The sequence below is a fragment of the Streptomyces sp. NBC_01669 genome (assembly GCF_026339735.1).
In the GTDB taxonomy this organism is placed as follows: domain Bacteria; phylum Actinomycetota; class Actinomycetes; order Streptomycetales; family Streptomycetaceae; genus Streptomyces; species Streptomyces yanii.
Window position 1 is genome coordinate 5763001 of sequence record NZ_JAPEQG010000001.1, and the last position, 25623, is coordinate 5788623.

24 protein-coding genes and 1 tRNA gene are annotated in these 25623 nt (G+C 70.6%); 19 read left to right on the forward strand and 6 right to left on the reverse strand.

From position 1 onward, the window contains the following. Positions 1 to 41: 41 nt before the first annotated feature. Positions 42 to 1040, reverse strand: coding sequence for an SEC-C domain-containing protein (locus OG972_RS25875; RefSeq protein ID WP_266985260.1), 999 nt, complete (start codon positions 1038 to 1040; stop codon positions 42 to 44). Positions 1041 to 1118: 78 nt separating this feature from the next. On the opposite strand from OG972_RS25875, the gene OG972_RS25880 reads away from it, so the two are divergent. The 6 genes from OG972_RS25880 to OG972_RS25905 all read left to right on the forward strand — a co-directional run bounded on the left by OG972_RS25880 (position 1119) and on the right by OG972_RS25905 (position 6138). Further along, complete coding sequence (locus OG972_RS25880) at positions 1119 to 1916, forward strand: class E sortase (RefSeq protein WP_266985262.1); 798 nt, start codon at positions 1119 to 1121, stop codon at positions 1914 to 1916. 77 nt (positions 1917 to 1993) lie between these two features. Continuing rightward, complete coding sequence (locus OG972_RS25885) at positions 1994 to 2152, forward strand: DUF3311 domain-containing protein (RefSeq protein WP_323135955.1); 159 nt, start codon at positions 1994 to 1996, stop codon at positions 2150 to 2152. Then, positions 2149 to 3702 carry a sodium:solute symporter gene (locus OG972_RS25890; protein WP_266985266.1) on the forward strand — a complete coding sequence of 518 codons (1554 nt, stop codon included), beginning with the start codon at positions 2149 to 2151 and terminating at the stop codon, positions 3700 to 3702. The genes OG972_RS25885 and OG972_RS25890 overlap by 4 nt, the downstream gene beginning before the upstream one ends. Positions 3703 to 3914: 212 nt before the next feature. Continuing rightward, positions 3915 to 4250 (forward strand): DUF6412 domain-containing protein, encoded by a 336-nt coding sequence (locus tag OG972_RS25895; protein ID WP_266985268.1) that lies wholly within the window; start codon positions 3915 to 3917, stop codon positions 4248 to 4250. Positions 4251 to 4371: 121 nt separating this feature from the next. After that, the gene (locus OG972_RS25900; protein WP_266985270.1) at positions 4372 to 5142 is read left to right on the forward strand and encodes a YidC/Oxa1 family membrane protein insertase; all 771 of its coding nucleotides are present in this window, start codon (positions 4372 to 4374) and stop codon (positions 5140 to 5142) included. 135 nt (positions 5143 to 5277) lie between these two features. After that, positions 5278 to 6138 carry a fumarylacetoacetate hydrolase family protein gene (locus OG972_RS25905; RefSeq protein WP_266985272.1) on the forward strand — a complete coding sequence of 287 codons (861 nt, stop codon included), beginning with the start codon at positions 5278 to 5280 and terminating at the stop codon, positions 6136 to 6138. Positions 6139 to 6209: 71 nt separating this feature from the next. On the opposite strand, the gene OG972_RS25910 is transcribed toward OG972_RS25905, so the two are convergent. Together OG972_RS25910 and OG972_RS25915 are read right to left on the reverse strand one after the other, a co-directional pair. Further along, on the reverse strand, positions 6210 to 6689 hold the full coding sequence (locus tag OG972_RS25910) for a heme-degrading domain-containing protein (protein WP_266985274.1): 480 nt from the start codon (positions 6687 to 6689) through the stop codon (positions 6210 to 6212). Next, the gene (locus OG972_RS25915; protein WP_266985276.1) at positions 6686 to 7813 is read right to left on the reverse strand and encodes a Gfo/Idh/MocA family oxidoreductase; all 1128 of its coding nucleotides are present in this window, start codon (positions 7811 to 7813) and stop codon (positions 6686 to 6688) included. Before OG972_RS25915 ends, OG972_RS25910 begins: the two co-directional genes overlap by 4 nt. A 56-nt stretch (positions 7814 to 7869) precedes the next feature. Here OG972_RS25915 and OG972_RS25920 point away from each other — a divergent pair, with 56 nt between their 5' ends. From OG972_RS25920 to OG972_RS25980, 13 genes are all read left to right on the forward strand, one after another. Then, positions 7870 to 9072 (forward strand): ROK family transcriptional regulator, encoded by a 1203-nt coding sequence (locus OG972_RS25920; RefSeq protein WP_266985278.1) that lies wholly within the window; start codon positions 7870 to 7872, stop codon positions 9070 to 9072. 157 nt (positions 9073 to 9229) lie between these two features. Continuing rightward, complete coding sequence (locus tag OG972_RS25925; RefSeq protein ID WP_266985280.1) at positions 9230 to 10612, forward strand: hypothetical protein; 1383 nt, start codon at positions 9230 to 9232, stop codon at positions 10610 to 10612. Positions 10613 to 10667: 55 nt separating this feature from the next. Continuing rightward, on the forward strand, positions 10668 to 11432 hold the full coding sequence (locus OG972_RS25930) for a GntR family transcriptional regulator (protein WP_266985282.1): 765 nt from the start codon (positions 10668 to 10670) through the stop codon (positions 11430 to 11432). A gap of 133 nt (positions 11433 to 11565) precedes the next feature. After that, positions 11566 to 12690, forward strand: a complete 1125-nt coding sequence (locus tag OG972_RS25935; RefSeq protein WP_266985284.1) for a TIGR03364 family FAD-dependent oxidoreductase — start codon at positions 11566 to 11568, stop codon at positions 12688 to 12690. A gap of 5 nt (positions 12691 to 12695) precedes the next feature. Then, positions 12696 to 13394, forward strand: coding sequence for a phosphonatase-like hydrolase (locus OG972_RS25940; protein ID WP_323135897.1), 699 nt, complete (start codon positions 12696 to 12698; stop codon positions 13392 to 13394). Then, on the forward strand, positions 13391 to 14482 hold the full coding sequence (locus tag OG972_RS25945) for an ABC transporter ATP-binding protein (protein ID WP_266985286.1): 1092 nt from the start codon (positions 13391 to 13393) through the stop codon (positions 14480 to 14482). The genes OG972_RS25940 and OG972_RS25945 overlap by 4 nt, the downstream gene beginning before the upstream one ends. Continuing rightward, the gene (locus tag OG972_RS25950) at positions 14475 to 15365 is read left to right on the forward strand and encodes a 2-aminoethylphosphonate ABC transporter permease subunit (protein ID WP_266985288.1); all 891 of its coding nucleotides are present in this window, start codon (positions 14475 to 14477) and stop codon (positions 15363 to 15365) included. The genes OG972_RS25945 and OG972_RS25950 overlap by 8 nt, the downstream gene beginning before the upstream one ends. Then, complete coding sequence (locus OG972_RS25955; RefSeq protein ID WP_266985290.1) at positions 15352 to 16149, forward strand: ABC transporter permease; 798 nt, start codon at positions 15352 to 15354, stop codon at positions 16147 to 16149. The genes OG972_RS25950 and OG972_RS25955 overlap by 14 nt, the downstream gene beginning before the upstream one ends. Positions 16150 to 16189: 40 nt before the next feature. Further along, positions 16190 to 17251 (forward strand): 2-aminoethylphosphonate ABC transporter substrate-binding protein, encoded by a 1062-nt coding sequence (locus OG972_RS25960; protein ID WP_266985292.1) that lies wholly within the window; start codon positions 16190 to 16192, stop codon positions 17249 to 17251. A gap of 261 nt (positions 17252 to 17512) precedes the next feature. After that, positions 17513 to 18301 (forward strand): HAD-IIA family hydrolase, encoded by a 789-nt coding sequence (locus tag OG972_RS25965; RefSeq protein WP_266985294.1) that lies wholly within the window; start codon positions 17513 to 17515, stop codon positions 18299 to 18301. Between the two features lie 143 nt (positions 18302 to 18444). Then, positions 18445 to 19023, forward strand: a complete 579-nt coding sequence (locus OG972_RS25970; protein ID WP_266985296.1) for a hypothetical protein — start codon at positions 18445 to 18447, stop codon at positions 19021 to 19023. A gap of 5 nt (positions 19024 to 19028) precedes the next feature. After that, positions 19029 to 19712, forward strand: a complete 684-nt coding sequence (locus OG972_RS25975) for a class F sortase (protein ID WP_266985298.1) — start codon at positions 19029 to 19031, stop codon at positions 19710 to 19712. A gap of 292 nt (positions 19713 to 20004) precedes the next feature. Further along, positions 20005 to 20997: a glycoside hydrolase family 6 protein gene (locus OG972_RS25980; RefSeq protein WP_266985300.1), complete on the forward strand. Its 993-nt coding sequence runs from the start codon at positions 20005 to 20007 to the stop codon at positions 20995 to 20997. Positions 20998 to 21042: 45 nt separating this feature from the next. Here OG972_RS25980 and OG972_RS25985 read toward each other — a convergent pair whose 3' ends face one another. The 3 genes from OG972_RS25985 to OG972_RS25995 form a co-directional block, all read right to left on the reverse strand. Continuing rightward, positions 21043 to 22977, reverse strand: coding sequence for a galactose oxidase early set domain-containing protein (locus OG972_RS25985; RefSeq protein ID WP_266985302.1), 1935 nt, complete (start codon positions 22975 to 22977; stop codon positions 21043 to 21045). Further along, positions 22974 to 24896 carry a cellulose synthase catalytic subunit gene (locus tag OG972_RS25990; protein ID WP_266985303.1) on the reverse strand — a complete coding sequence of 641 codons (1923 nt, stop codon included), beginning with the start codon at positions 24894 to 24896 and terminating at the stop codon, positions 22974 to 22976. The genes OG972_RS25985 and OG972_RS25990 overlap by 4 nt, the downstream gene beginning before the upstream one ends. Before the next feature lie 480 nt (positions 24897 to 25376). Continuing rightward, a tRNA-Lys gene (locus OG972_RS25995) sits at positions 25377 to 25450 on the reverse strand. Between the last annotated feature and the right edge of the window lie 173 nt (positions 25451 to 25623).

Below are 25623 nucleotides of genomic sequence, written 5' to 3' on the forward strand. Positions count from 1 at the left end.
TCGAGCGGGGCCGGCGAGCCCTGCCGGTCGTGCGGTGCCGGTCACGCCGCCCCGTGGCACTCCCGATACGCCCGCCCCGACCCGCACCAGCACGCCGCGCTCCGGGCCGGCGGCCACGGGACCGCGCGGCCGCGGGCCGCGAGGGTGGTGGCGTACTGGGGGAGGAGGTTCGGGTCGGACGGCGACGCGGCCTCCGAGGCGGCGAACGCCTCGTACGACGGAACCGTGCCGGTGACGATGCCGAGGTTCGGGGTGCCTGCCGCGTGCAGATCGCGGAGGGAGGCTTCCAGACGGTTCAGGTGCTCGGGGTGGGACGGGTACTCGGTGCGCAGGGACGGGTACGCGGTGAGGAGCTCGTCGAGTTCCGCCGCCGTCCAGTGCAGGACCGCCACCGGGAACGGGCGGGACAGAGCCGTGCGATAGGTGCCCAGTTCCGCGCGGAGGCGGGTGATCTCGGCCTGGAGCTCGCCCGGGTCGGACGAGCCCAGGTACCACAGGCGCTTCGGGTCGTGGAGCTCGTCCAGCGGGACCGTGGCGCTGTGGAGGGTGTCGGCGAGCTCGTCCCAGGAGTCGTGGCCGAGGCCCATCAGACGTCGTACACGGTGGCGGCCGAACAGCAGGGACTGGGTGGCGTACGGGACTTCCTCGTCCGGAGCCAGGAGCAGGGTCAGCGCGGTCGAGAAGAAGTCGTGCGCCGACTCCAGCTCGTCATGCGATTCGAGGGTCTCGGCGGCGATCCTCCAGGGGGCAGCTTCGAGCGGTCCCGCCGCGCGGAGGCCGTCGATGATCGCACGGGCCTCGGCCTCGTGACCGTACTCCCAGAGGTTCGCTGCCTTGAGGGCTTTGATCAGGGACGGGTCGGCGGGATCCGCGGCGAGCAGTTCGTCGTAGAGGGTGGCGGCGCGGGGGCGCTGGTCGGCGAGTTCCAGGTGGGCCGCGGCGCGCAGGAGCAGCGGCTCCCGGTCGTCGGGGTACTGCGCCGCGGTGCGCAGCAGGCGCTCGGCTTCGGCGATGTGATCAGCAGGCGTGTCGGGGCGCATGAACCACACCGTACTGCTGTACGGCTGCTGGGCGGAGGGTTGTTCCGGCCCTGGTGAGTTACGGGTCGTGCCCCTATCGTGCGGGCCGTGAGGGAGCGGATACCGGTCGCGGTGCAGCGGAACCCGCGGGGGCGACGCGTCGCCGCGCGTGGGCTGTGGACGGGCGCCGAGGCGGTCATGACCCTGGGTGTCGTGCTGCTGCTTCTCGTCGTCCATCAGCTGTGGTGGACCAATCGGCAGGCCAGGGCGGGAGCCGAGCATCAGGTGCAGGCCCTGGAGCAGGAGTGGGGCCGGGGCACGGACGGGGGCGGACAGCCGGTGGGGCCCTCGGACAGCGGGGGCGGGGACGACGGCTCGGCCCCGGTGCCGCGGACCGGTGGCGGCGGGAGCGGGCGTACGACGGCTGCGGCGCGCGCGCCTCGCTGGGATCAGGCGTACGCCGTCATCCGCATCCCGCGCCTCGGGCTCACCGCGCCGGTCGCCCAGGGCATCAGCAAGAGCGGCGTCCTCGACAAGGGGTACGTCGGGCACTACCCGCGCACCGCGCAGCCCGGCGATGTCGGGAACTTCGCGCTCGCCGGGCACCGCAACACGCACGGCGAACCGTTCCGGTACATCAACCGGCTGCGCCGGGGTGACCGGATCACCGTCGAGACCCGGGAGCGGGTGTACACGTACGTCGTCGACAAGACGCTGTCCCGGACGTCGCCGCGGGACAGTGGGGTGATCGCCGCCGTTCCGCGCAGCAATGTGCGGCCCCACGTCGGGTACAGCGAGCCCGGTGCCTACGTGACGCTGACCACGTGCACGCCCGAATTCACCTCCCGGTACCGGCTCGTCGTGTGGGGGAGGCTGACGGGAGCCAGGGCGCGGTAGTGCCCTCGTGGAACAGCTGTGCCACTGCCGGACTAAGGTTTTCTGACGTGCTCAGACGTCGTCCGCAGTTGTTGTGGTTGCTGGTTCCCTACGCGCTCTACCTGGGAGCGCTGCCGTTCGTGAACCGGGTCGATCCCGTCGTACTCGGACTGCCGTTCCTCTTCGTGTGGCTGCTCGGGGCGACGCTGCTCACACCCGTCGCCGTATGGCTGACCCGACGGGGGGACCGCCGGTGAACGCCGCGATAGCGACCTCCGTCTTCGGGGTCTTCATGGTCGTCACCGTGGCGCTCGGGCTGCTCGCCGTGCGGGGGCGGGGGAGCGGTGGCAGGGGCGGGCTCGCCGAGTGGTCCGTCGGCGGACGCAGTCTCGGGGCCGTCTTCATCTGGGTGCTGATGGCCGGCGAGGGATACACCAGCTTCAGCTATCTGGGGGCTGCCGGATGGGGCTACAACTACGGGGCGCCCGTGCTCTACGTGGTGGCCTACATGTCCTGCGGGTACGCCGTCGGGTACGTCGTCGGCCCGATGCTCTGGGCCTACGCGCGCAGGCACGGGCTCGTCGGGATCACCGACATGGTGGCGCACCGCTTCGGCCGGCCCTGGCTCGGCGCGCTCGTCGCCGTCCTCGCCACCGTCTTCCTGCTGCCGTACATCCAGCTCCAGATCACCGGCATGGGCGTCGTCGTCTCCACGATCTCGTACGGTGCGATCAGCCTGAACTGGGCGTACTTCATCGCGTTCGCCGTCACCACCGGCTTCGTGGTGGTCAGCGGGCTGCGCGGCAGCGCATGGGTGTCCGTCCTCAAGGACGTGCTCGTCATCGCCACGCTCGGGTTCCTCGCCTTCTACGTACCCCTGCACTACTTCGACGGGTACGGACCCTTCCTCGACCGGCTCGTCACCGAGAAGAGCGAGTGGCTGACCTTCCCGGGGCACGGCGACAGCGGACTCGGGCAGGCCTGGTTCATCACCACCTCGTTCCTCAACTCCCTCACCGTGGTGATCTTCCCGACCACCGTCGCCGGCTACCTCGGCGCGAAAAACGCCGACGTGCTGCGCCGCAACGCGATGTGGCTGCCCGCCTACAACGTGCTGCTCTTCGTCCCGATGCTGCTCGGCATGGCCGCCCTCTTCGTCGTGCCGGGGCTCGTCGGCGCCGAATCCAACCTCGCGCTCTTCAAGCTCGTCGTGGACTCGCTGCCCGCCTGGGCGGTCGGCGTCATCGGGGTGGCCGCCGCGCTGTCCTCGATCGTGCCCATGGCGGTCTTCATGCTGGTCATCGGCACGATGTGGGGGCGCAGTGTGCTCTCGCTCGTACCGCGCTGGCAGCACCGGCAGAAGGGCGCCGCCCAGACCGTCGTCGTGGCCGCGGGCGTGATCGCGCTCGTGCTCACCTACACGGCGCCGAACACGCTGGTGCGGCTCTCCCTCATCTCGTACGAGGGGATGGCGCAGTTGCTCCCCATGGTGCTGCTGGGGCTGATGTGGCGGCGGCTGACGCTGCTCGGGGCGCTGGCCGGGCTGGTCGTCGGGGTGGGAACGGTCTGCGGGTTCGTGTTCACCGAGAACGATCCGGTGTGGGGTGTGAACGCGGGCATCGTCGCGCTCGCCGCCAACCTCGTCGTCGCACTCGCGGTGACGTACGCGGGTCCGCGCGAGCACGACGAGCGGCCGGACCGCGAGGTGCTCGCGCGGGACGAGACCGGGGAGCCGACTCTTGCGGCCTCCCCCACGACGGGGAGTGAGGCCGTTACCGTCGCGGGCGCCGGTCCCGCGGGAGTCTGACGCCGACCGCCGCCACCGGCGACAGCCCGACCGACTGCAGCGGCGGGGCGTCGGCCCGGCGTGAGTGCGGCCGTGCCCTGCTCGCGTCGCGCCGGCTCCTCCGGCCGCCGGCGACCGACGCCGTCCGACATCGGCCGGCTCCCCGGGCCATCGTGTATAACGACTGGAGGGCCGAACGAGCGAGCCCACCGGACCGAGCGGGGGAGGGATCGATGAGCAGCAGCATCGGCAACCGCCTGCGCGGCGGCATCACCCGCCTGCCCCGGCCCGTCGGAATCCTGCTCTTCCTGCTCACCGAGGTTCTCCTCGCCGAGGGCGGCAGCCTCTCCGCGGCGGTCGCGCTCGCCGCCACCGCCGCCGCCGGTTCCGCGCTCGTCGCCTGTTCGGTCATCAGCGCCCGCTGCGCCGCCCCGGTGCCCCGCACCCGGGTCCGTACCGCCATGCGCGACCGCGAGAAACGCACCGCGTTCCTGCCGCAGCGCGATCCCGACGCCAAGGGCCGCAGACGGCCCCGAGCCCCCGGCCGTGCCCTCCTGACGGCCGCGTAGGGACTTCGCACCTTCTTCGCCCGAGCACGAGTACGTGTGCTCAGGCGCGCCCCGCGCGGGTCGTCATGCCGAGCCAGATCGTTCTTCTCCCGGCACGACGAGACCCCCGGAGGGCTCATCCATGTCCACGTTCATGTCCGCTTTCGCCGCCCTGGTCGGCTCCTTCGCCGATCTGTTGCACCCGCTCTTCCAGGGCGCGGCCACCGCCGCCGCGATCGTCCTCTTCACCGCGCTCGTGCGACTCGCCGTGCACCCCCTCTCGCGGGCCGCGGCGCGTGGGCAGAAGGCCCGCACCAAGCTCCAGCCGCAGATCGCCGAGTTGCGCAAGAAACACGCCAAGAACCCCGAGCGCATGCAGAAGGCGCTCATGGAGCTGCACAGGGAGGAGAAGGTCTCGCCGCTGTCCGGCTGCCTGCCCAGCCTCCTGCAGATGCCCGCCTTCTTCCTGCTCTACCACGTCTTCTCCAGCCAGAAGATCGGTGGCGACTCCAACGAGCTGCTCGGCCACGAGCTCTTCGGCGCCCCGCTCGGCGAGCGCTGGCACGACGCACTCGCGGCCGGCGGACCGTTCGGCACCCAGGGCGTCGTCTATCTCGGCCTCTTCGTGATCGTCGCCGTCGTCGCCACGTTTAACTACCGCCGTACGAAGCGCCAGCTCGCGGCCGCCCCGGCCACCCCCGCCACCGGTCCCGACGGACAGCCCGTGCCGGGCATGGGCGCGATGACGAAGCTGATGCCGCTGATGTCCTTCTTCACGCTCGTCTCGGTGGCGTACGTGCCGCTCGCCGCCGCGCTCTACATCGTCACGAGCACCACCTGGACCGCGATCGAGCGCGCCGCTCTCTACCGCGACATGCCGGCCGCGGGCGCCGCCATGGCCACCGTGGCGTAACCGGCGGGGCGAGTACGCCGGTCCAGTGTGTGAACAGGGTCTTGCGGAGTGATCCGATGTCTTGGAGGATCGGCCAAGCCTGCGATGGCCGCCACCCATCCGACGGGCCCGATCTCGACCAAGGGGAGAAAGACCGTGAAGCTGCTTCGCGTGGGTACGGCAGGTGCGGAACGACCGGCGCTGCTGGACCAGGACGGAACCCTGCGTGACCTGTCGGGAATCGTCACCGACATCGACAGCGCCCTGCTCGCCGACGAGTCCGCGCTGGCGCGGGTACGGGCCGCAGCGGCCGCGCCCGGCGAGCTGCCCGCACTCGACGCCGAGGGGCTGCGGGTCGGGCCGCCGCTCGCCCGCATCGGCAAGATCGTGTGCATCGGGCTGAACTACCACGAGCACGCCACCGAGACCGGCGCGGCGATTCCGGCCGAGCCGATCCTCTTCTTCAAGGCGCCGGACACCGTCGTCGGACCCGAGGACACGGTGCTGGTGCCCCGCGGCAGCGTCAAGACCGACTGGGAGGTCGAGCTCGCCGTCGTCATCGGCCGCACCGCCCGTTACCTGGACTCCGCGGAGGAAGCGCTCGGCCACGTCGCCGGGTACGCGGTCGCGCACGACGTCTCCGAGCGCGAGTTCCAGATCGAGCGCGGCGGCACCTGGGACAAGGGCAAGAACTGCGAGACGTTCAACCCGCTGGGGCCGTGGCTCGTGACGGCCGACGAGGTCTCCGACCCGCAGGCGCTGCCGCTGAAGCTCTGGGTCAACGGCGAGCTGAAGCAGAACGGCACGACCGCCGACCAGATCTTCCCGGTGGGCGAGGTGGTCCGCTACCTCAGCCAGTTCATGACGCTGTACCCGGGCGATGTCATCAACACCGGTACGCCGGCCGGTGTGGCCTTGGGGCAGCCGGATCCCAAGCCGTATCTGCGGGCGGGGGATGTCGTCGAGCTGGAGATCGAGGGGCTGGGGCGGCAGCGGCAGGAGCTGAAGGACGCGTAGCCGTTGCGTAGAGGTCGGAGGGGTGGTGCGCCGCTGGTGCGGCGAGCCACCCCTCCGTCGTCTCCGTCGTCTCAGCCGGAGATCGTGGTGGCGAACTGTTCCAGTGCCTCGACGACCAGCGCGTGGTCCTCCGCCTGCGGCAGCCCGGACACCGTGACCGAGCCGATCACGCCCGCGCCCTCGACCGCGATCGGGAACGAACCGCCGTGCGCGGCGTACGTGTCCAGGTCCAGCCGCGAGGAGTCCTCGAACGTCGTCCCCTTCGCCCGGAACCGGGTCCCGACCAGGTACGAGCTCTCGCCGTACCGCTCGACGACCTTGCGCTTGCGGTCGATCCACGCGTCGTTGTCCGCGCTCGAACCGGGCAGCGCGGCATGGAACAGCTGCTGGGCACCGCGCCGGATGTCGATCGCGACCGGCGCGTGGCGCTCCCGGGCCATGGAGACGAGCAGCCCGCCGAGTGCGTACGCGTCGTCGTAACTGAAATGCGGCAGCGTCAGCCGGCGCTCCTGCGCGATGAGCTCGGAGATGGTCGGAGCGGTGGGGTTCATGCGGACTGCTCCTCGGAAGCGGTGGACAGGGTGACGGTGACGCCCTCGCGGGCCGAGCGGCGGGCGGCCTCCAGGACGTCCAGGGCCGCGGCGGCCTGCAGCGCCGTCACCGGATTCTCGCCCTTTCCGCGCACCGCGTCAGCGACCGCCGCGTAGTACGCCGGGTAGTCGCCCGGCAGGGTACGGACCGGGGTGCCGCCACCGGTCAGCGGCGACTCGCCCGAACCGGTCCGGCCCCACAGGGCCTCGGGCTCCTCGCCCCAGCCGGAAGCGGCGGCGGACGGGCGGTGGCCCTCACGCAGGGCGGCCTCCTGCGGGTCAAGACCGTACTTCACGTAACCGGCCCGCGAACCGAGCACGCGGAAGCGCGGCCCGAGCTGAGCGGTGGTGGCGCTGACGTACAGATGCGAGCGGACCCCGTTCGCATGGGTGATCGCGATGAACGTGTCGTCGTCGGTGACGGCGTCGGGGCGGCGTACGTCGGACTCCGCGTACACCCGCACCGCCGGGCCGAACAGCACGAGCGCCTGGTCGACGACGTGGCTGCCCAGGTCGTACAGCAGTCCGCCGATCTCCTCCGGGTCGCCCGACTCGCGCCAGCCGCCCTTGAGCTGCGGGCGCCACCGCTCGAAACGGGACTCGAAACGCTGTACGTCACCGAGCTCGCCGTCCGCGACCAGCCGGGAGAGCGTCAGGAAATCGTTGTCCCAGCGGCGGTTCTGGAAGACGGACAGCAGCAGCCCGCGCTCCTGCGCCAGCGCGGCGAGCTCGCGCGCCTCGGCGGCCGTGCCGGCGATCGGCTTGTCCACGACGACCGGCAGGCCGGCTTCGAGCGCGGCGGTCGCGATCGGGACGTGGGTCTTGTTGGGGGAGGCGATCACGATCAGGTCCAGCTCGTCGGCGCGCGCCCACAGCTCCTCGGGCGACGCGGCGAACCGGACGTCGGGGAACTCGGCACGGGCCTGGGCCCGACGCTCCTCGTTCGACGTGACGACCGTGTCGAGGGCCAGTCCCTCGGTCGCGGCGATCAGCGGGGCGTGGAAGACGGAGCCCGCCAGGCCGTAGCCGACGAGTCCGACGCGGAGGGGGGAGCCGGGCGTCCCGGGTGTCGTGATGCCAGTCATGCAATCCACTTAAGCAACGCTGTTGCCAAAGTGCAAGCGAGGGAGACAATGGGGCAGTGAACAGGAGTAACACCGGGGCGAACCTACCGACACTGCGCAGCCACAACGCGGCGCTCGTGCTGGACCTGCTGCGTGTCGCGGGCGAGCGCGGGATCAGCAGGCTGGAGCTGGCGGAACGGACGGGGCTCACCCCGCAGGCCGTCAGCAAGATCACCGCCCGGCTGCGGGCGGAGGGCCTGGCGACGGAGGCGGGCCACCGCGCCTCCACGGGCGGCAAGCCACGCACGGTGCTGCGCCTGGTTCCGGACGCGGGACACGCGGTGGGGCTGCACCTGGACCGGGACGAACTGACGGTGGTCCTGGTCGACCTCGCGGGCACGGTCGTGGCGAGCCGCAGGACGCCGCTGGACTTCGGCGCACCGGCGGGCGAGGTGGTCGCCGCTGCGGCCCGGGAGGTGGGCCTGGTGCTGGGTGGGCCCGGCGGGTCGGGCGGGGCCGCGGAAGCGGGGCCGGGAAGCTCCGGGCCCACCGCCCCCGACGGGGCCGGCCCCGGACCGCACGCGGTCTCCCCCGTGGCTCCGCCGTCCACCGTGCTCGGGCTGGGTGTTGCCGTGCCCGGGCCGCTTGATCACCGGGGGGGTGTGCTGCATCGCGTCACCGGGTTCCCGCAGTGGGACGGGTTTCCGCTCCGGGACGCTCTCACCGCTCGCACCGGGTTGCCCGTCGTCGTCGACAAGGACACCAATGCCGCCGCTCTCGGGCTCGCCCTGCGGGCCGACCGGCCGGGGGACTTCGCGTATCTGCATCTCGGGACCGGGCTCGGTGCCGGGCTCGTGCTCGGTGGGGCCGTGCATCGCGGGGCCCGAACCGGGGCCGGTGAGTTCGGGCATCAGACCGTGCTGCTGGACGGGCCCCTGTGCAGTTGCGGCGGGCGCGGCTGTATCGAGGCGCTCTGCCTCGCCGCCGTCTCGGGCGGCGATGCCGCGGAGGCCGCGCGGGTACTCGGGACCGGCGCCGCCAACCTGGTCGGGCTGCTCGACATCGACCGGGTGGTGCTGGGCGGCCGTACCGTCGACGCCGACCCCGATGCGTACGTCCGAGGGGTCCGGGCCGTGATCGGTGAGCGCGTCCGGCGTGACGGCATCGGTGCGGCCGTGCCGCTCGTCATGACCGCGGGCGGGGACCGGCCGGTCGCCGAGGGGGCCGCCCAGCTCGTCCTCGCCCCGCTGTTCGGGCGACTCGGCGGCGCCGGAGCGTAGGGCCGTTCGAGCGGTTCGGGTCGCCCGACCGGGCGACTCCCCGGCATGCCGGCGTGTGCCGGGTCGCGCGTGCGTGGCAGCGTCGCCGCCTACAACCGGTGAACTCCGGGTACGGGGCGATCCGGCCGTTTCGCGAGCAGCAAAGGGTGTCCCCCCAATGCCCCCCACGCCTCCCTCTCCCCGGCCGCGCCACGGAATCGCCCTCGGACTGGCCGCGGCGTCCGTCGTGCTCGGCGGCGCGTCCGCCGCATCCGCCGACGCCGCCGCGGTGCCCGTCGCCGTCACCGCCGACCAGCAGCCCACCTGTGGTGCCCCGACGGCGGACGACTTCCCGATCACGACCCGGATCCGCGGTGGCCAGGAGACGTATGCGTCCGGCGGGGGATACGGCACCTGGTTCCTGGATCTGACCAATACGACCTCGAAGCCCTGCGGCTCCATCCACCCGGTTCTGGTCCTCACCGACGAGGACCAGAAGCTGACCTCCGACCAGATCCAGCTGGAGTTCTCCGACCCGGACAGCCCCGACCTCCCGCACCGCGTCACCTGGGAGACGACCGACCGCGACGAGCACATCGGCGTCTTCGGCGGCGACGGCGCCGACACCTTCGACGGCTTCACCGTCCCTGCGGGGCGCACCGTCAGCGTCCAGGTCCGGATGGCGTTCACCTCCGACACCGACCCCAATCGGATCACCGCCAAGGCCGCGATCGTCCAGCGGAAGCAGGCCGCGCCTGCCGACGGTGCCAAGAAGACGCCGGCGGGTGACGACGGGGACTGGGTCGGTGAGTCCGACGACTACGTCTTCGGTGTGGTCGAGGACGACACCGGTGGTGGCGACACCGGTGATGAAGACACGGGAGGTACGGGTGATGTCGGCGGCATCAGCCGAGAGGGGGACGTGCTGCCCGAACCGTCCCTGGACAGTGCCACTCCGGGAATCGGTGACACCGGTGGTGTCGATGGTGGCGGTGTCGTCGGGGGAATCGGTGACACCGGTGGTGTCGATGGTGGCGGTGTCGTCGGGGGGTCCGGTGACACCGGTGGTGTCGATGGTGGCGGTGTCGTCGGGGGGTCCGGTGACACCGGTGGTGTCGATGGTGGCGGTGTCGTCGGGGGGTCCGGTGACACCGGTGGTGTCGATGGTGGCGGTGTCGTCGGGGGGTCCGGTGACACCGGTGGGGTCGATGGTGGCGGTGTCGTCGGGGGGTCCGGTGACACCGGTGGGGTCGATGGTGGCGGTGTCGTCGGGGGGTCCGGTGACACCGGTGGTGTCGACGGTGGCGGTGTCGTCAGGGGGTCCGGTGACGTGGGTGGGGTCGACGGCGGCGGTGACATCGGCGGATCCGGTGACACGCCCAGCCCCAGGGGCTCCGGAGAGGTGCCGTCAACCGCCCGGGATCCGCAGGACGAGCCCGAGCTCGCCAGGACCGGACCGGGGGCCGTCATCTGGACCGAGGGCGTCGTCGCCGCGCTCTGTCTGGCCGGCGGTGTGGCCGCCGTGAGAGGGGCGCGGCGGCTCCGTCGCACCCGTCGTTGACCTGCGGGCCCCGAAACGTTCACCGTCGTTCATGTCCGTCTGCCACCATCGGGAGGTGGACTACCCGCACGACCAGGCACCTGGCGCACCGATCCGATCCGGCATTCCGGAGCACGGCCGTATCCCCAAGTACTACGCCGTGAAGGCCCATGTCTCCGTCCTCATAGAGGAGTTGGGTGAGGGCGGCATGCTGCCCACCGAGCGTGATCTCGCGGTCCGTTACGAGGTGTCGCGCGAGACTGTGCGGCAGGCGCTGCGTGAACTCCTGCTGGAGGGCCGCCTCGCCCGTCAGGGCCGTGGCACCGTCGTCGCGGGGCCCAAGCTGGAGCAGCCGCTCTCCCTCGCGAGCTACACGGAGGGCGTACGCCGCCAGGGACGGACACCGGGCCGTCACCTCATCGGCCTGGAGCAGTTCCCCTGCCCTGCCGCACTCGCCGCCGAGACCGGCGTCGAGCGGGGCGAACCGGTCTGGCATCTGGAGCGCGTGCTGCTCGCCGACGACGACCGGGTCGGCCTGGAGAGCACCTACGTCTCCGTCGCCCGCGTACCGGACCTGGACACGGAGTTCGACCCCGACTCGTCCTTCTACGCCTACCTCCACGACCGGCTCGGGATCACCTTCGGCGACGCGGACGAGCGGATCGAGACCGTGCTCGCCACCCCGCGCGAGGCGCTGCTGATCGGTACGCCGCCCGCCCTGCCCATGCTGCTGCTCCACCGCATCTCGCGGGACTCGAGCGGGCAGCCGCTGGAGCGGGTGCGCACGCTCTTCCGCGGCGACCGGTTCTCCTTCACCGCACACCTGGGCCGCCAGGGCTGAGCGATACGGCGCGGCAATCGACCCACATCGATAACGGAAATATAACGGGTCTAGGCCAACCTTGGGTCTCAGTTCACCCTCCCGTTGCCATACCGATCCGCGCGAGTCATGCGCCGCCAGGAGCGTTGCCGTCGTGAGAGTCATCGTCGTAGGAGCCGGCGTGGTGGGAACCATGCACGCCTGGCACGCAGTGAACCGCGGCCACGAGGTCGTACAGATCGAGCGCGAGAGCGAGGCACGCGGAGCATCGCTCCGCAATTTCGGACAGATATGGGTCAGCGGCCGGGCCGGCGGCGAAGAGCTGGAGACCGCGCTGCGCGCCCGCGAACTGTGGGAGGGCATCGGGGAGCAGGTGCCCGGCCTGGGCTTTCGGCCCTGCGGTTCGCTGACCCCGCTCCGCACCGAGCTGGAGATCGCCGTCGCCGAGGCGGCCGTCGCCCGCCCCGACGCCGCGGCCCGCGGCTACAAGCTGCTGACGGCCGGCGAGGCCCGCGCGATCAACCCCGCGCTCCGCGGTGACTACGTCGCCGCCCTGTGGTGCGAGCGGGACGCCGCCGTCGAGCCGCGCACGGCGCAGCTGGCACTGAAGCAGGAGCTGGTGGCGTCCGGCCGGTACACGTTCCTCGGCGGCCGCGAGGTCCGCGAGGTCGTCGGCACCGCCTCCGTCCGCGACGACCACGGCGACGTGCACACCGGCGACGCCGTCATCCTGTGCACCGGCGCCTGGCTCGGCGGCCTCGTCCGCGAGCTGGCCGGACCCGAGCTGCCCGTGCGCCGCGTCCGCCTCCAGATGATGCAGACCGACCCGCTCGGCGAAGCGCTCACCACGTCCGTCGCCGACGCCGACAGCTTCCGCTACTACCCGGCGTACCGGAGCGAGGCGCTCGACGCCCTCAACGCCGGCCAGGCCCAGGCGCCGACCGCGGCCGAGCACCGGATGCAGCTGCTGATGGTGCAGCGCAGGGACGGCGGACTGACCATCGGCGACACCCACGAGTACGAGCACCCGTTCGCGTTCGATGTCGTCGAGGAGCCGTACGAGCACCTCACCCGGGTCGTCGAGTCCTTCCTCGGCCGCCCACTGCCGAGGATCCGCCACCGCTGGGCCGGGGTCTACGCCCAGTGCACCGACACCAGCCGGGTCGTCCACCGCCAGCAGGTGCGGGACGGCGTCTGGCTGGTCACCGGGCCGGGCGGCCGCGGCATGACCTGCTCGCCCGCCATCGCCGAAACGACCGCCAACGAACTGGGCTGGTGAAGAAGTTGAGCAACACCGACAAGCTGAATCTCGTCGTCCTCGACATGGCCGGGACCACCGTCGCCGACGGCGGCCTCGTCGAGCAGGCCTTCGGCGCCGCCGCCCGGCGCCTCGGCGTGGCGCCCGGCTCCGCCGACCACGCCGAGAAGCTCGCCTACGTGCGCGCCACCATGGGCGAGTCCAAGATCTCCGTCTTCCGGCACCTCTTCGGCGACGAGAGCAAGGCCCAGCAGGCCAACCTCGCCTTCGAGGAGGCCTACGGGGAGCTGGTCGACGGCGGCCGCATCGCACCGGTCCCGGGTGCCCGCGCAGCCATCGAGCGACTCACGGGCGAAGGGCGGACCGTGGTCCTGTCCACCGGCTTCGCCCGCACCACCCAGGACGCGATCCTCTCCGCGCTCGGCTGGCGGGACCTGGTCGCCCTGACCCTCTGCCCGGCCGACGCGGGCGGCCGCGGCCGCCCCTACCCGGACATGGTCCTCGCCGCGTTCCTGCGCACCGGGGCCGTGGACGGCGTCCAGCAGATCGTTGTCGCGGGGGACACCTCGTACGACATGCTCAGTGGCGTACGTTCCGGCGCCGGGATCGTCGCCGGCGTGCTGACCGGCGCACACGACAAGGAACAGCTGCAGCGCAACGGCGCCACGCATGTACTCGGCTCGGTCGCCGAGCTGCCGGACCTCATCGCCCGGGCGGAAGCATGACCGGCGGGGCCACCCAGGGCAGCGGTATCCGGTTCGACCGGGTCAGCGTCGCGTACGGCGGGAACATCGTCCTCGACCGGCTCGACCTGACGGTGGAACCCGGCGAGGTCATGGCCCTGCTCGGGCCGTCCGGGTCCGGCAAGACCACGGCCCTGCGCGCCGTCGCCGGCTTCGTCCGGCCCGTCTCCGGGCGGGTCCGGCTCGGCGACCGGGACGTCACCGACCTGCCACCGCACAAGCGCGGCATCGGCATGGTCGTCCAGCAGTACGCCCTGTTCCCGCACCTGCGGGTCCGGGACAACGTCGCCTTCGGCCTCAAGGCCCGCAAGGTCGCGAAGGCGGAGATCCCCGAGCGGGTCGCCGAAGCCCTCGAACTCGTCGGCATGGCCGCGTACGCCACGCGCTACCCGCGCGAGCTCTCCGGGGGACAGCAGCAGCGCGTCGCCATCGCCCGCGCGCTCGCCATCCGCCCCGGCGTGCTCCTGCTCGACGAACCGCTGTCCGCACTCGACGCCCAGCTGCGCTCCGGGATGCTCGCCGAACTGGCGCGGCTGCACCGGGAGTTGCCGGACGTCTCCATTCTGTACGTCACGCACGACCAGGTCGAGGCGCTGACTCTCGCCGACCGGATCGCGGTCATGGACAAGGCGCGGCTCCAGGACTGCGGCACCCCGCAGGAGTTGTACCGACGCCCGCGTACGGAGTTCACCGCGTCGTTCGTCGGCAACGCCAACCTGCTGCCGGTCACCGTCACAGGCGCCACCGGCGCCGTGGACTTCGCCGGGCACGCACTCGCCGTGCCGACCGGCGAGGTGGCGGGCGGCGTCACCGCCACCCTCTGCGTCCGGCCCCACCTGGTCGGACTCGGCGACGGCCCCAACGCGCTGACCGGCACTCTCGCCGAGGTCCAGTGGCGCGGCTCCACCCACCGGCTGTACGTCGACATCCACGGCCACCGGATCAAGGCCGACCTGCGCGAACTTCGCGAGACCCCGGCGCTCGGCGACAAGGTCACCGTGCACTTCGCCGCCGAGGACGCGGTGCTGCTGCCGGCGGGCGCCGGCTTCGGGGGAGGGGTTCATGGCTAGCGCCGTGGCCGGAGACGTGTCCGCGGGTGCGTCCGGCAGCCGTCCTGTCCTCAATCGCCGGACGGGCCCCAGCAATCTCGTCTGGGCGCTCCCGCCCGTCGCCGTCCTCGCCCTCGTCTTCCTGTACCCGCTGGCCCTCGTCGTCCAGCAGTCCGTCAGCCCGGACGAGGGCGGCACCTCGCTCGCCCCGTACGGCGACGTCTTCGCCTCCGCGTCGTTCCGCTCGGCACTGACCACCACCGTCTGGCTCGCCGTCGGCTCGACGGTCGGTTGTCTGGTGCTGGGCTTCGTCCTCGCGCTGGTGATCGCCTTCGTGCCGTTTCCCGGCGGCCGGGCGGTCGCCAGGTTCATCGACGTCTTCCTCTCCTTCCCGTCCTTCCTGATCACGCTCGCCCTGCTGTTCATCTACGGCACCGTCGGCATGGCCAACGGCGTCTGGACGGATGTCACCGGGGCGGCGGACGGACCCTTCCACTTCCTCACCACCCCGTGGGGTGTCCTCCTCGCCGAGATCACGTACTTCACCCCGTTCGTGATGCGGCCGCTGCTCGCCGCGTTCTCCCAGCTCGACACCGCGCAACTGGAGGTGGCGTCCTCCCTGGGCGCGAAGCCGGCCCGGATCGTGCGGCAGGTGATCCTCCCGGAGGCACTCCCGGCGCTCGCCGCGGGCGGCTCCCTCGTCCTCGTGATGTGCCTCAACGAGTTCGGCATCGTGCTGTTCACCGGCGCGAAAGGTGTCACGACCCTGCCGATGCTGGTCTACGGCAAAGCGATCCTGGAGTCCGACTACCCGGCCGCCTGCGTCGTCGCCGTCGTCAACATCGCGATCTCCGTCGGTCTCTACAGCCTGTATCGGATGGTGAGCCGCCGTGTTGGTGCATAGCCGTACCGGGAAGTGGGCCACGTGGGCCGTGTTCTTCCTGCTCTTCGTCCCGCTGTTCGCGGTGCCGCTGCTGGTGATCGTCGCCGCGTCGTTCACCACCAACTGGTCCGGCGCCTTCCCGTCGGGGCCGACTTCCGAGCACTACAAGGCCGCCACCAGCGGCGACTCGCTCCAGGCCCTCACCACCAGCCTGATCACCGCCGTCAGCGCCAGCCTGCTCGCCCTCACCGTCGGCTCCTGGGCCGCGCTCGCCGCCGCCTCGCTGCGACGGCGCGGACGCCGTTTCCTGGACGGGCTGTTCATGCTGCCGGTCGCCGTGCCGTCCGTCGTCGTCGGTCTCGCCGTGCTCGTCGCGTTCAGCAAGCCTCCGATGCTGCTCAACGGAACGCGCTGGATCGTGATCCTGGCGCACACCATTCTTGTCACGGCGTTTGCCTATCAGTCGGTTTCAGCCGCAATAGTGCGTCTTGACCCGATGTACGAACAGGCGGCGGCCAGTCTCGGCGCCCGCCCGTCCTACGTCCTGTGGCGGATCAGACTGCCGCTCCTGCTGCCCGCCCTCACCGCGGCCGCAGGGCTCTGCTTCGCCCTGTCCATGGGCGAGTTGAGCGCCACGATGATGCTCTACCCGCCCGACTGGACTCCGCTTCCGGTGCAGATCTTCGCGGCGACCGACCGCGGCTCGCTCTTCACCGGTGCCGCGGTCGCGGTGGTCCTCATGGGGACGACGCTGCTCGTGCTCCTCGGCGTCGCCCGCATCCGCACCAGGGCCTCGTACCGCTGACACCCCGACGCTTACTCACCTTTCAGGAGATACGACACCCATGCGCAAGAACCTCCTCAAGCCGGTAGCCGCCGTCACCGGCTGCCTCGCCCTCGCCGCCACCCTCTCCGCCTGCGGCGGGTCCTCCGCCGCCTCCGACGAGAAGGTCGTCACCGTCTACAGCGCCGACGGGCTCAAGGGCGAGAACGGCGACGGCTGGTACGACAAGGTCTTCAAGGACTTCGAGAAGAAGACCGGCATCAAGGTCAAGTACGTGGAGGGCGGTTCCGGCGAGATGGTGCAGCGCGCCGTCCGCGAGAAGTCCAACACCCAGGCCGACGTCCTCGTCACCCTTCCGCCGTTCATCCAGCAGGCCGACTCCAAGGGCCTGCTGACGGCGTACGAACCGGCCGGCTCCGACCAGGTCGACGGCGCCGACAAGGCGTCCGACGGAAAGTGGACCTCGGTCGTCAACAACTACTTCGGGTTCGTCTACAACAAGAAGGAGCTGAAGACCGCGCCCGCCACCTGGGAGGAGCTCCTCGACGGGACGTACAAGGAGAAGATCCAGTACTCCACCCCCGGAGTCGCCGGTGACGGCACGGCCGTGCTCATCAAGGCCATGCACGACTTCGGCGGCAAGGAGCCGGCGATGGAGTACCTGAAGAAGCTCCAGGCCAACAACGTCGGCCCGTCCGCCTCCACCGGCAAGCTCGCCCCCAAGGTGGACAAGGGCGAGCTCCTCGTCGCCAACGGTGACGTCCAGATGAACTACGCCCAGTCCAAGGACATGCCGAACCTCGGCATCTGGTTCCCCGCGAAGGCCGGCTCCAAGCCCACCACCTTCGCCCTGCCGTACGCGGCCGGACTGGTCGACAAGGCTCCGCACAGCGCCAACGGCAAGAAGCTGCTCGACTTCATGCTCTCCGAGCAGGCGCAGAAGGACGTCAGCGAGGTCGGCGGCGGCTTCTCCGCCCGTAAGGACGTCGAGGCCACCGACGCCAACGCGATCGCGCTGACCGGGCTGATGGACGGCGTGGAGATCTTCGAGCCGGACTGGTCGGACATCGGCACTCACCTGGACGACTACGTCGACGCCTGGAAGACCGCCACCGGCAGCTGAACCCCCGCTCGGCGGGGCCTGGTACCGATATGGACCACCGGTGATCCGCACCGGAAAGATAACGGGTCTGGACTGAAGCTCAACTCCTCGCCAAAGGGGGGAGTTGAGCGCATGTCCGGTGGGGGGCCGGATCGGTCCGGTTCGGGGACGGGACCGCCGCCGCCCCCGTCACCTGCCCGTACCTCTAAAATCGGTGACGTCGGCGCTGCACAACGCGGTGCCGCCGGCGTCCCCGCACACGGCGTACGGCAGGAGTCCCACATGGCAGAGCGCAAGCCGATCACATCCTGGCTCACCGACATGGACGGAGTCCTCATCCACGAGGGCACGCCGATCCCCGGGGCCGACGCCTTCATCAAGCGGCTGCGGGATTCCGGGCTGCCGTTCCTGGTCCTCACCAACAATTCGATCTACACGGCGCGCGACCTGCACGCCAGGCTGGCACGCATGGGTCTCGACGTCCCGGTCGAGAACATATGGACCTCCGCGCTGGCCACCGCGAAGTTCCTCGACGATCAGCGGCCGGGCGGCACCGCCTATGTCATCGGCGAGGCCGGACTCACCACCGCGCTGCACGACATCGGCTATGTCCTCACCGACCAGGAGCCGGACTACGTCGTCCTCGGTGAGACCCGGACGTACAGCTTCGAGGCGCTCACCAAGGCGATCCGGCTGATCAACGGCGGCGCCCGCTTCATCTGCACCAACCCCGACGAGACCGGCCCGTCGGCCCAGGGCCCGCTGCCCGCCACCGGGGCCGTCGCCGCGCTGATCACCAAGGCCACCGGCAAGGACCCGTACTTCGCGGGCAAGCCCAACCCGCTGATGATGCGCACCGGTCTGAACGCGATCGGTGCCCACTCCGAGTCCAGCGCGATGATCGGCGACCGGATGGACACCGATGTGCTCGCCGGCCTGGAGGCAGGCATGCACACCTTCCTGGTGCTGACCGGCCTGACGACCCCCGCCGACATCGACCGCTACCCGTTCCGGCCCTCCACGGTCGTCGACTCCATCGCCGACCTGGTCGACCTCGTCGACGTGAGCTGAGCGCCATGCGGGGAAGGCCGCCTGCGCGCCTTCCCCGCACCCCCTCGTTTCCCGCGAGGCGCTGAACCCGCACGGCCCAGTCCCTGACCCCTGCGGATGCGAAAAGCCGCCGGACGCGTGAACCTGCCATAAGGAGGTTCACGATGCGTTCCATACCCCTCACGTTCTGTGGGGCCGCGGTGATCGCGGCGACCCTGATACCCGCTCCCGCCGCACTGGCCGACTCCGGCTCCGGCTCCGGCTCCGGGAAGGACTCGAAGTCCCACGCCACCCTCTCGGTGACCCCGTCCTCCCTCGCCCCCGGCGATGACGTGGACCTGCAGGTCGACGGCTGCAAGGGCAAGGAGGGCAAAGGGATCTCCGACGCCTTCGCCTCCGATGCGCGCCTCACGGCCGACGACCGCGGCGGGCTCATCACCCGGGCCAGGATTCGCTCCGACGCCGCACCCGGCGCATACGACATCTGGGTGACCTGTGACGGCGACCAGGACACCAGGGTGTCCGGCACCGTCACCGTCGTCGCAGGCGACCGTTCCGAACCGCTCACCCCGATCGCCCCGGTCCGCGCCGGTGGCGGAGGCACCGCCGTCGTCACCGAGCAGACGGCCGAGCAGGACGGCCCCGGCACCGCGCACGCCGTGCTCGGGCTGGCCCTGGCCGCCGTCGCAGCCGTCGCCGTGGCCCTCCGCAGCGTCCGCCGTCGCCGCCCGACCGCGGACTGAGCGAGATGTCCGCCTCGGACCGCCCGGCAGGGACCGGCCGGCTGCTCACCGGGGTGGCCTGGGCCACCCTGCTCCTGGGCCTGTGGCTCTGGGGCCGCGGCATCACCGACGGCTCCGGCGCCAGCTCCGCCCCGACCACCGGTGACATCGCGGCGGTCGGGCGCCCCCACGGCGTACCACTGCCCGCGGCGCACGCCCCGATCAAGGGCGCGGCGCCGGAACGCGTCGAGATTCCCTCGATAGGGGTCCGGGCCCCCGTCGTCGCCCGCGGCCTGGACAAGGCGGGGGCGATCGACCCGCCACCGTTCGCGAAACCGCAGACCGTCGGCTGGTACGGCAGCGGCACCCGACCCGGCGCGGCGGGCGCCGCGCTCCTCGTCGGCCACGTCGACACCGAGACCAAACCGGCCGTCTTCTACGGACTGAGCGCGGCCCGCCCCGGCGCGAAGATCCGGGTCGTCCGGACGGACGGCTCGGTCGCCGAATTCACCATCGACGACGTCCAGGTCTTCACCCGGGAACGCTTCGACGCCCACAAGGCCTACGGGCCCCGCAAGGACGGCCGGGCGGAGCTGCGGCTGATCACCTGCGGCGGCACGTTCGACCGCGCGTCGCACGAGTACAACGCCAATGTGGTCGTCTCGGCGTACCTGACCGGCGAGCAGCCGTCCGCGGGCAATTCCGCTTAGCGGACTGTCCGGTGGATGGGTACACCTGGCCCGGCCGGCCGCCCGCTTTCCCCCCGGGGCGCCGACCGGGCCGGTCCTCGACCGCGGTGCGCGGGCTGCGGGAGAAGCCCGGCGCCGACACGGGAGGCAAAGGGGGGCGTGTGGGCCACTACGCGTCACTGTAGGGCGCGCAACTGCCCACACCCAACAGATATTTGACGATACGTCCAGAACTGGTCGCTCTCCGTCGTTCGACGTCTGGGTGTGTCAGGATGGATTCGCCCGGTCTTGTCCGGTGCCCAAGGGGGAGTGGATGTACGGCAATTACACCGGCCGGTCCGGTGCGGGGGCGGCGGCGCTGGCCGTGACACTGCTGCTCGCAGGATGTTCTTCGTCCTCGTCCTCCGGGGGCGACGAGCGCCCCGCCGGGAGCGGCCCCTACTGGGTCAACCCGGACGGGAACGCGGCCCGGCAGGTCGCCGCCTACACCAAGGCCGGCAACGACAGGAACGCCGGCCTGATCAAGAAGATCGCCCGGCAGCCGGTCGGGGAGTGGATCGGCCCGGACAACCCCGAGGCGGAGGCGCAGGGCTTCACCGAGGCGGCCCGGAAGGCCGGCCGGGAGGCGCTGCTGGTCCTCTACAACATCCCGCACCGTGACTGCGGCCAGTTCTCGAAGGGCGGCGCCGCGGACGGCGACGCGTACCGTGCCTGGCTGGAGAACGTGGCGAAGGGCATCGGCGACCGCCGCACCACGGTGATCCTGGAGCCGGACGCGCTGTTGCACCTGATCGACGGCTGCACCCCGCAGGAGTTCCACGAGGAGCGGTACGACCTGCTCAAGGGCGCCGTGCAACGGCTGAAGCAACTGCCTCACACGCGCGTCTACATGGACGCGGGCAACGCGGGCTGGCGCACCCCGGACGCGCTCTTCCAGCCGCTCCGGCAGGCAGGCATCGCGGACGCGGACGGCTTCGCGGTCAACGTCTCCAACTTCCAGACCACGGCGGCCAGTACGGACTTCGGAAAGCGGCTGTCGGTGAAGGTCGGCAACAAGCCGTTCGTCATCGACACGAGCCGCAACGGCAACGGCCCGTACGACGAGGGCGACCCCAAGGAGAACTGGTGCAACCCACCGGGTCGGGCCCTGGGCGAACCCCCGACCACGGACACGGGTGAGGACCTGGTGGACGCATACCTCTGGATCAAGCGGCCGGGGGAGTCGGACGGCGCGTGCAAGGGGGGCCCGAAAGCGGGGGAGTGGTGGCCGGAGTACGCGCTGGGGCTGGCCCGCAACACGAAGTAGTACCGGGGGCGTCCGGTGGCCGGGGCATGATCCAAACGAGAGGACCTAGGGGACCCGCACCCACGTCCCCTTCGACGGTGTCCCTTTCGCATCGGCCACGAACAGCATGTACCACCCCGACGGCACCAGCGCCCGGTTCCCCGGCACCGTCACGGCGATACCCCCCGCCGTCCGCTTCAGCCCCAGCGCCACGGACCGCTGGTCCGTGTCCGTCACATGCGTCACCGCGCTCGGCCGCATCAGCTTCGCCGACGTGATCGTCGATCCCTGCCCGGTCGTGAACGCCCCCGTACCGCCGCGTCGAATGCTTTTCGGCCCGGCCGTCAGCTCCGGCCGTGAGCCGCGGTACAGGTAGGGCGGCGTGTAGATCTCGATGCGCTGCTCGAAGACGCCCGGGCGGGTGTTCGCCTTGTCGGCATACAGCGAGTCCGAGCCGAAGATCATGACGCGCCCGTCGGGCAGCAGCAGCGACCCCGAGTGATAGTTCCGTCCGACCTCCGGATCCGCCACCCTCCGGTACGTGTCCGTCTTCGCGTCGTACAGCCGGGCCTGCAGGACGTTCGAGCCGCTTCGCCCGCGGTAGTCGCTCGACCCGCCGGTGACGAGCACCGAGTCGTCGGGCAGCAGCGACGCGCTCGGGTAGCGCGTGCCCTCGGTGAGTGCCGCGCCGTCCCTGAATCTCGGCTCGGCGGCCTTCAGGTCCACGAGCCGGGACTTCTCGCTGGACCTGTCCGACTCACCCACCCCGCCCCCGCCGATGACCATGAACTTCTCGTTCTGGGCGGGTGGCAGCCGTACCGTCGCCGATGTCTCCATCTCGCGCGCGTCGCTCAGCCCGGGGATCTCCTCGAACGTATTCGTCGCAAGGTCCCAGACGCCCGGCGCGCGGCCGATGTCCGCCGGACCGTACCCGGCGTTCGAGCCGGAGTAGAAGAGCCGGCCGTCGTTCAGCAGGAAGACCGCGGGGTAGGTGGGGAACTTCCGGACGATGCCGGTGTACGCCCACTTCTTCGTCCGGGGGTCGTAGATCTCGTCCTTGCCGGGCACGATCTGACCGATCTCGTCGAGTCCGGACAGGGCGAGGACCCTGCCGTCCTTCAGCGTGGTCAGCGTCGGGTACCAGCGCGCCTCGTTCATCGGATCGACGGTGACGTACTTCTCCGCCACCGGGTCGAACTCGAACGCCTCCCGGATGCCCTGGAAGTCCTTCTTGTCGAGCGCGAGCTTCTGGGCGGTCCCGTACACGTTCCGTGTGTCGGAGCCGGAGAGCCCGGAGATCCGGTAGTTGTCCTGGGTGCCCGTCTCGTACTTCGTACCGGACTTCTGGGCCTCGACGTAGATCCGGCCGAGCCCGGGGTCGTTGCGCAGGAACGCGCCGGTCTTCCTGTCGAAGACCTTGGTGGCCTTCTCGACCAGCACCGGATCCTTGGAGACGAACGTCCTGCCGTTCTCCTTGCCGGTGAACCGGGTGCCCGCGGGCAGGGTGACCGGCTTGTCCGGGTCCTCGTTGTGGACGATCATCAGGCCGCCCGCCTTGGTGACATCGCCCTTCAGCTTCTCGTACCGCTTCGTGCCGCCGGCTATCAGCAGCCGGCCGTCCGGCAGCTGGGTGTGACCGGAGCAGAACATGTCCTTGGGCGTGGGTATGTTCGTGAACATGCCGGTCCCCGGGTCCCACAGCACCGACCGGAAGCTCTTCGCGTCGAAGTTCTTCCGGTTGTTGCCGGAGCCCGCGACGAGCAGCACCTTGCCGGTGTGCAGCAGCGCGGCATGGATCGTATTGATCCGGAACTCGGACGGGACGTCGAGGAAGTCCCAGTGGCCGTTGGCGGCCTTGTACTCCGGCTTGTTGATCTTGTACTCGTGGTAGCGCTCGCTGCTGACGCGGTACAGCCACGGCCCGTTGGCCCCCGCGAGCGCCAGCACCACCGCCGTACTGATCGCCATGCGGCGGGTACGGCGGCCAGGACGGTACGTCATTGGTTACGTCCCCCCAGGGAGATCTGCACGGTCTGCTCGTCCGACACCCAGTGCGGCTTCCCCTGCGGGGCATGCGCCGGCCGGCGAGCCGGTGCGCCCTCCTGCGGGGGTGGTCCGCCGCGCCGCTTCTTCTTCTCCGCGTGGACGGTGTACCTCCAGCCGAAGATCGGCGCCGCCGTGATCAGCAGCGCCAGCGCGGCCCAGGTGAGCATCGCGGGATGGCTGTGGCCGAGGACGAAGGAGGCGGCGATCGAACCGCCGAAGACCAGCATGAAGAAGAGATGGATACGGAAGGTGCCGAACAACGTGTCGGGGCTGGACGAGTCGCCCTTGGGCGTCACCACGAACGAGCTCTTGCGGCGCAGCACGGCATCCATCAGGGATCGCGCGTAGACCGGGGCGGAGATCGCGGACATCATCATCCCCGCCAGACCGCCGGAGCCCTCCGGCTCGTGCGGCGACACATTGTGCCGCCGGTTCCAGATGTACAGGCCGATCTGGAGCGCCGAGGCGTTGCCGTACAGCATCATCCAGACGACCGGGTCGATCTGCACGCCGGAGGCGCCCATGCCCAGGAACAGCGCGCAACTGAGCGCCGCCAGGATCCAGTTCAGGGCGGACATCGGATAGAAGATGATCATCATCGTGTAGTTGAAGAGCTTGCCGACGGGGAGTGTCCCGATCCCTCTCCAGTACTGCTTGAGGATCGTCTCGTACGTCCCCCGTGACCAGCGCAGCTGCTGGGTGAAGAAGTCCGTCCACGCGGTCGGGCCCTCGCCGACGGCCAGCACGTCCGGGGTGTAGACCGAGCGCCACTTCCGGCCGGTGTGCGGGTTGCGCGCACGGTGCATCTCGAAGCCGGTCGCCATGTCCTCGGTGATCGAGTCGTACAGGCCGCCGATCTGTTTGAGGGCGGAGATCCGCACCGCGTTGCTGGTCCCGACGAACATCGGGGCGCCGTAGCGGTTGCCCGCGCGCTGGATCAGCGCGTGGAAGAGGAACTGCTGGGATTCGGCGGCCTTCGTGACGAACGTGTCGTAGTTGCCGTAGACCTGCGGGCCGATGACGAAGCCGACGTCCGGGTCGCGGAAGTACCCGAGCATCCGCTCCAGGTAGTTGGGCAGTGGCACGTGATCGGTGTCGACCGAGGCGAAGAAGTCGTACGCGCTGCCGTGCGCGTCGAGCCAGGCGTTGTAGTTGCCGTGCTTGGTCTTCGCGCGGTGCGCGCCCGTGGCCCGGTTCCAGTGTGCGACGCCCTTGCGGGAGAAGTGGTGCACCCCGAGCCGGGCGCAGACCTCCTTGACAGCCGGGTCGTCGCCCTCGTCGAGCAGCCAGACGTGCATCAGTCCGCGGTGCCTGATGCGGACCGCCGCTTCGAGGGTCTTCGTCACCATCTCCAGAGGCTCCTTGCCCGGGACGAAGGAGGTGAGGAAGGCGACCCGGGTGCCGGGCTCCGGCACGACCGGGACCGGGTCGCGCGCGACCAGCGTCGCGTGCGCGTTCGACAGGACGTTCATGGTGCGGAAGAGCTCGATCAGACCGATCGAGACGAGCATGACGATGTCGAGGATCAGCAGCGTGTCGTTCTTGAGGTGGGGATCGCGCTGGGTCCAGTGTTCGGGCTGCATCAGCCATGCGAGCAGGCCGAGCGAGACGAGCGGTGCGGCGCCGAGCAGGAGCGCCGCGCGGAGTCTGTGCGGTTCCTGCGAGAGCAGCGAGCGGTACTGCACGGAGTACGGTCTGCTCGGATCGGGCAGGGTCAGTGGCCCGGCGAGTCGGCTGTAGTGCGCGTAGTCGTAGCGGGGCAGCGCCTTCTTCGGGTGGCGCCCGCCCCCGGTCCGGGGCTCCGGGGGTATCCGCAGCTGCGTGGTCCGGGAAGGGTCGTTGTTCTGCCGGGCGCCTGTCGGCGTCGACGTCATGGGTCATCCCCCTGCGCGCATGCTGGCTGCGCGGTCGGTCGGTCGTCTCGTCCGTCGCGCATCCCCCTCGATCGCGGCGGACGGACTCTCTGGCGGGCGCCATCCCCTGACGGGAGGCGCCTTTCCGGTCGCCCGGTGCCCTTCGGCATCCGTCCATGAGCGGGACCCCCATCCCGCGGTACGCGCAAACCGGAACTTCCCCCTGATACTGCCCCCAACTGCGGGCGTCATCAGCTCGGTTGCGGCTGATGACCCCATGACAGGTTGTATGACCCAGGTCGTGATCGCAAGGGTGAAACAGGCTATTTACCGGTCATATGGGCGATTTGGGTGACTCTTGTGGAGGGGGCGCATGGGGGTGTACGAGGGGAGCTTTTCGGTCCCCGGGAGACGGCTCGGGGCTCGCCCGCCGACCGTGGATGGGGCGATGGCATACGAACAAGGCCCCCTCACGTGGAGTGAGAGGGCCTTGACTCTGCGTGCGCCGCCAGGGACTCGAACCCCGGACCCGCTGATTAAGAGTCAGCTGCTCTAACCAACTGAGCTAGCGGCGCCTGCTGACCTGGAGAACTCTACCCGATGCGGGGGATGCTCCTGACCATTTCCTGCCCGTCGCGGCCTGTCGGATGGTCGTTTTTTCTGTTCTATCCGTCAAAATGCAATATGTCAGGAGGGTTGAGACCCTGACGCCCGTGCAGATGTGCCAAAAGATCTTGACGAGTGCCGA

Coding starts and splice junctions, on each gene's coding strand:
- OG972_RS25875 (WP_266985260.1), bottom strand. CDS start 1,040: ATGCGCCCCGACACGCCTGCTGATCACATCGCCGAAGCCGAGCGCCTG.
- OG972_RS25895 (WP_266985268.1), top strand. CDS start 3,915: ATGAGCAGCAGCATCGGCAACCGCCTGCGCGGCGGCATCACCCGCCTG.
- OG972_RS25900 (WP_266985270.1), top strand. CDS start 4,372: ATGTCCACGTTCATGTCCGCTTTCGCCGCCCTGGTCGGCTCCTTCGCC.
- OG972_RS25910 (WP_266985274.1), bottom strand. CDS start 6,689: ATGAACCCCACCGCTCCGACCATCTCCGAGCTCATCGCGCAGGAGCGC.
- OG972_RS25915 (WP_266985276.1), bottom strand. CDS start 7,813: ATGACTGGCATCACGACACCCGGGACGCCCGGCTCCCCCCTCCGCGTC.
- OG972_RS25925 (WP_266985280.1), top strand. CDS start 9,230: ATGCCCCCCACGCCTCCCTCTCCCCGGCCGCGCCACGGAATCGCCCTC.
- OG972_RS25945 (WP_266985286.1), top strand. CDS start 13,391: ATGACCGGCGGGGCCACCCAGGGCAGCGGTATCCGGTTCGACCGGGTC.
- OG972_RS25950 (WP_266985288.1), top strand. CDS start 14,475: ATGGCTAGCGCCGTGGCCGGAGACGTGTCCGCGGGTGCGTCCGGCAGC.
- OG972_RS25960 (WP_266985292.1), top strand. CDS start 16,190: ATGCGCAAGAACCTCCTCAAGCCGGTAGCCGCCGTCACCGGCTGCCTC.
- OG972_RS25965 (WP_266985294.1), top strand. CDS start 17,513: ATGGCAGAGCGCAAGCCGATCACATCCTGGCTCACCGACATGGACGGA.
- OG972_RS25970 (WP_266985296.1), top strand. CDS start 18,445: ATGCGTTCCATACCCCTCACGTTCTGTGGGGCCGCGGTGATCGCGGCG.
- OG972_RS25975 (WP_266985298.1), top strand. CDS start 19,029: ATGTCCGCCTCGGACCGCCCGGCAGGGACCGGCCGGCTGCTCACCGGG.
- OG972_RS25980 (WP_266985300.1), top strand. CDS start 20,005: ATGTACGGCAATTACACCGGCCGGTCCGGTGCGGGGGCGGCGGCGCTG.
- OG972_RS25985 (WP_266985302.1), bottom strand. CDS start 22,977: ATGACGTACCGTCCTGGCCGCCGTACCCGCCGCATGGCGATCAGTACG.
- OG972_RS25990 (WP_266985303.1), bottom strand. CDS start 24,896: ATGACGTCGACGCCGACAGGCGCCCGGCAGAACAACGACCCTTCCCGG.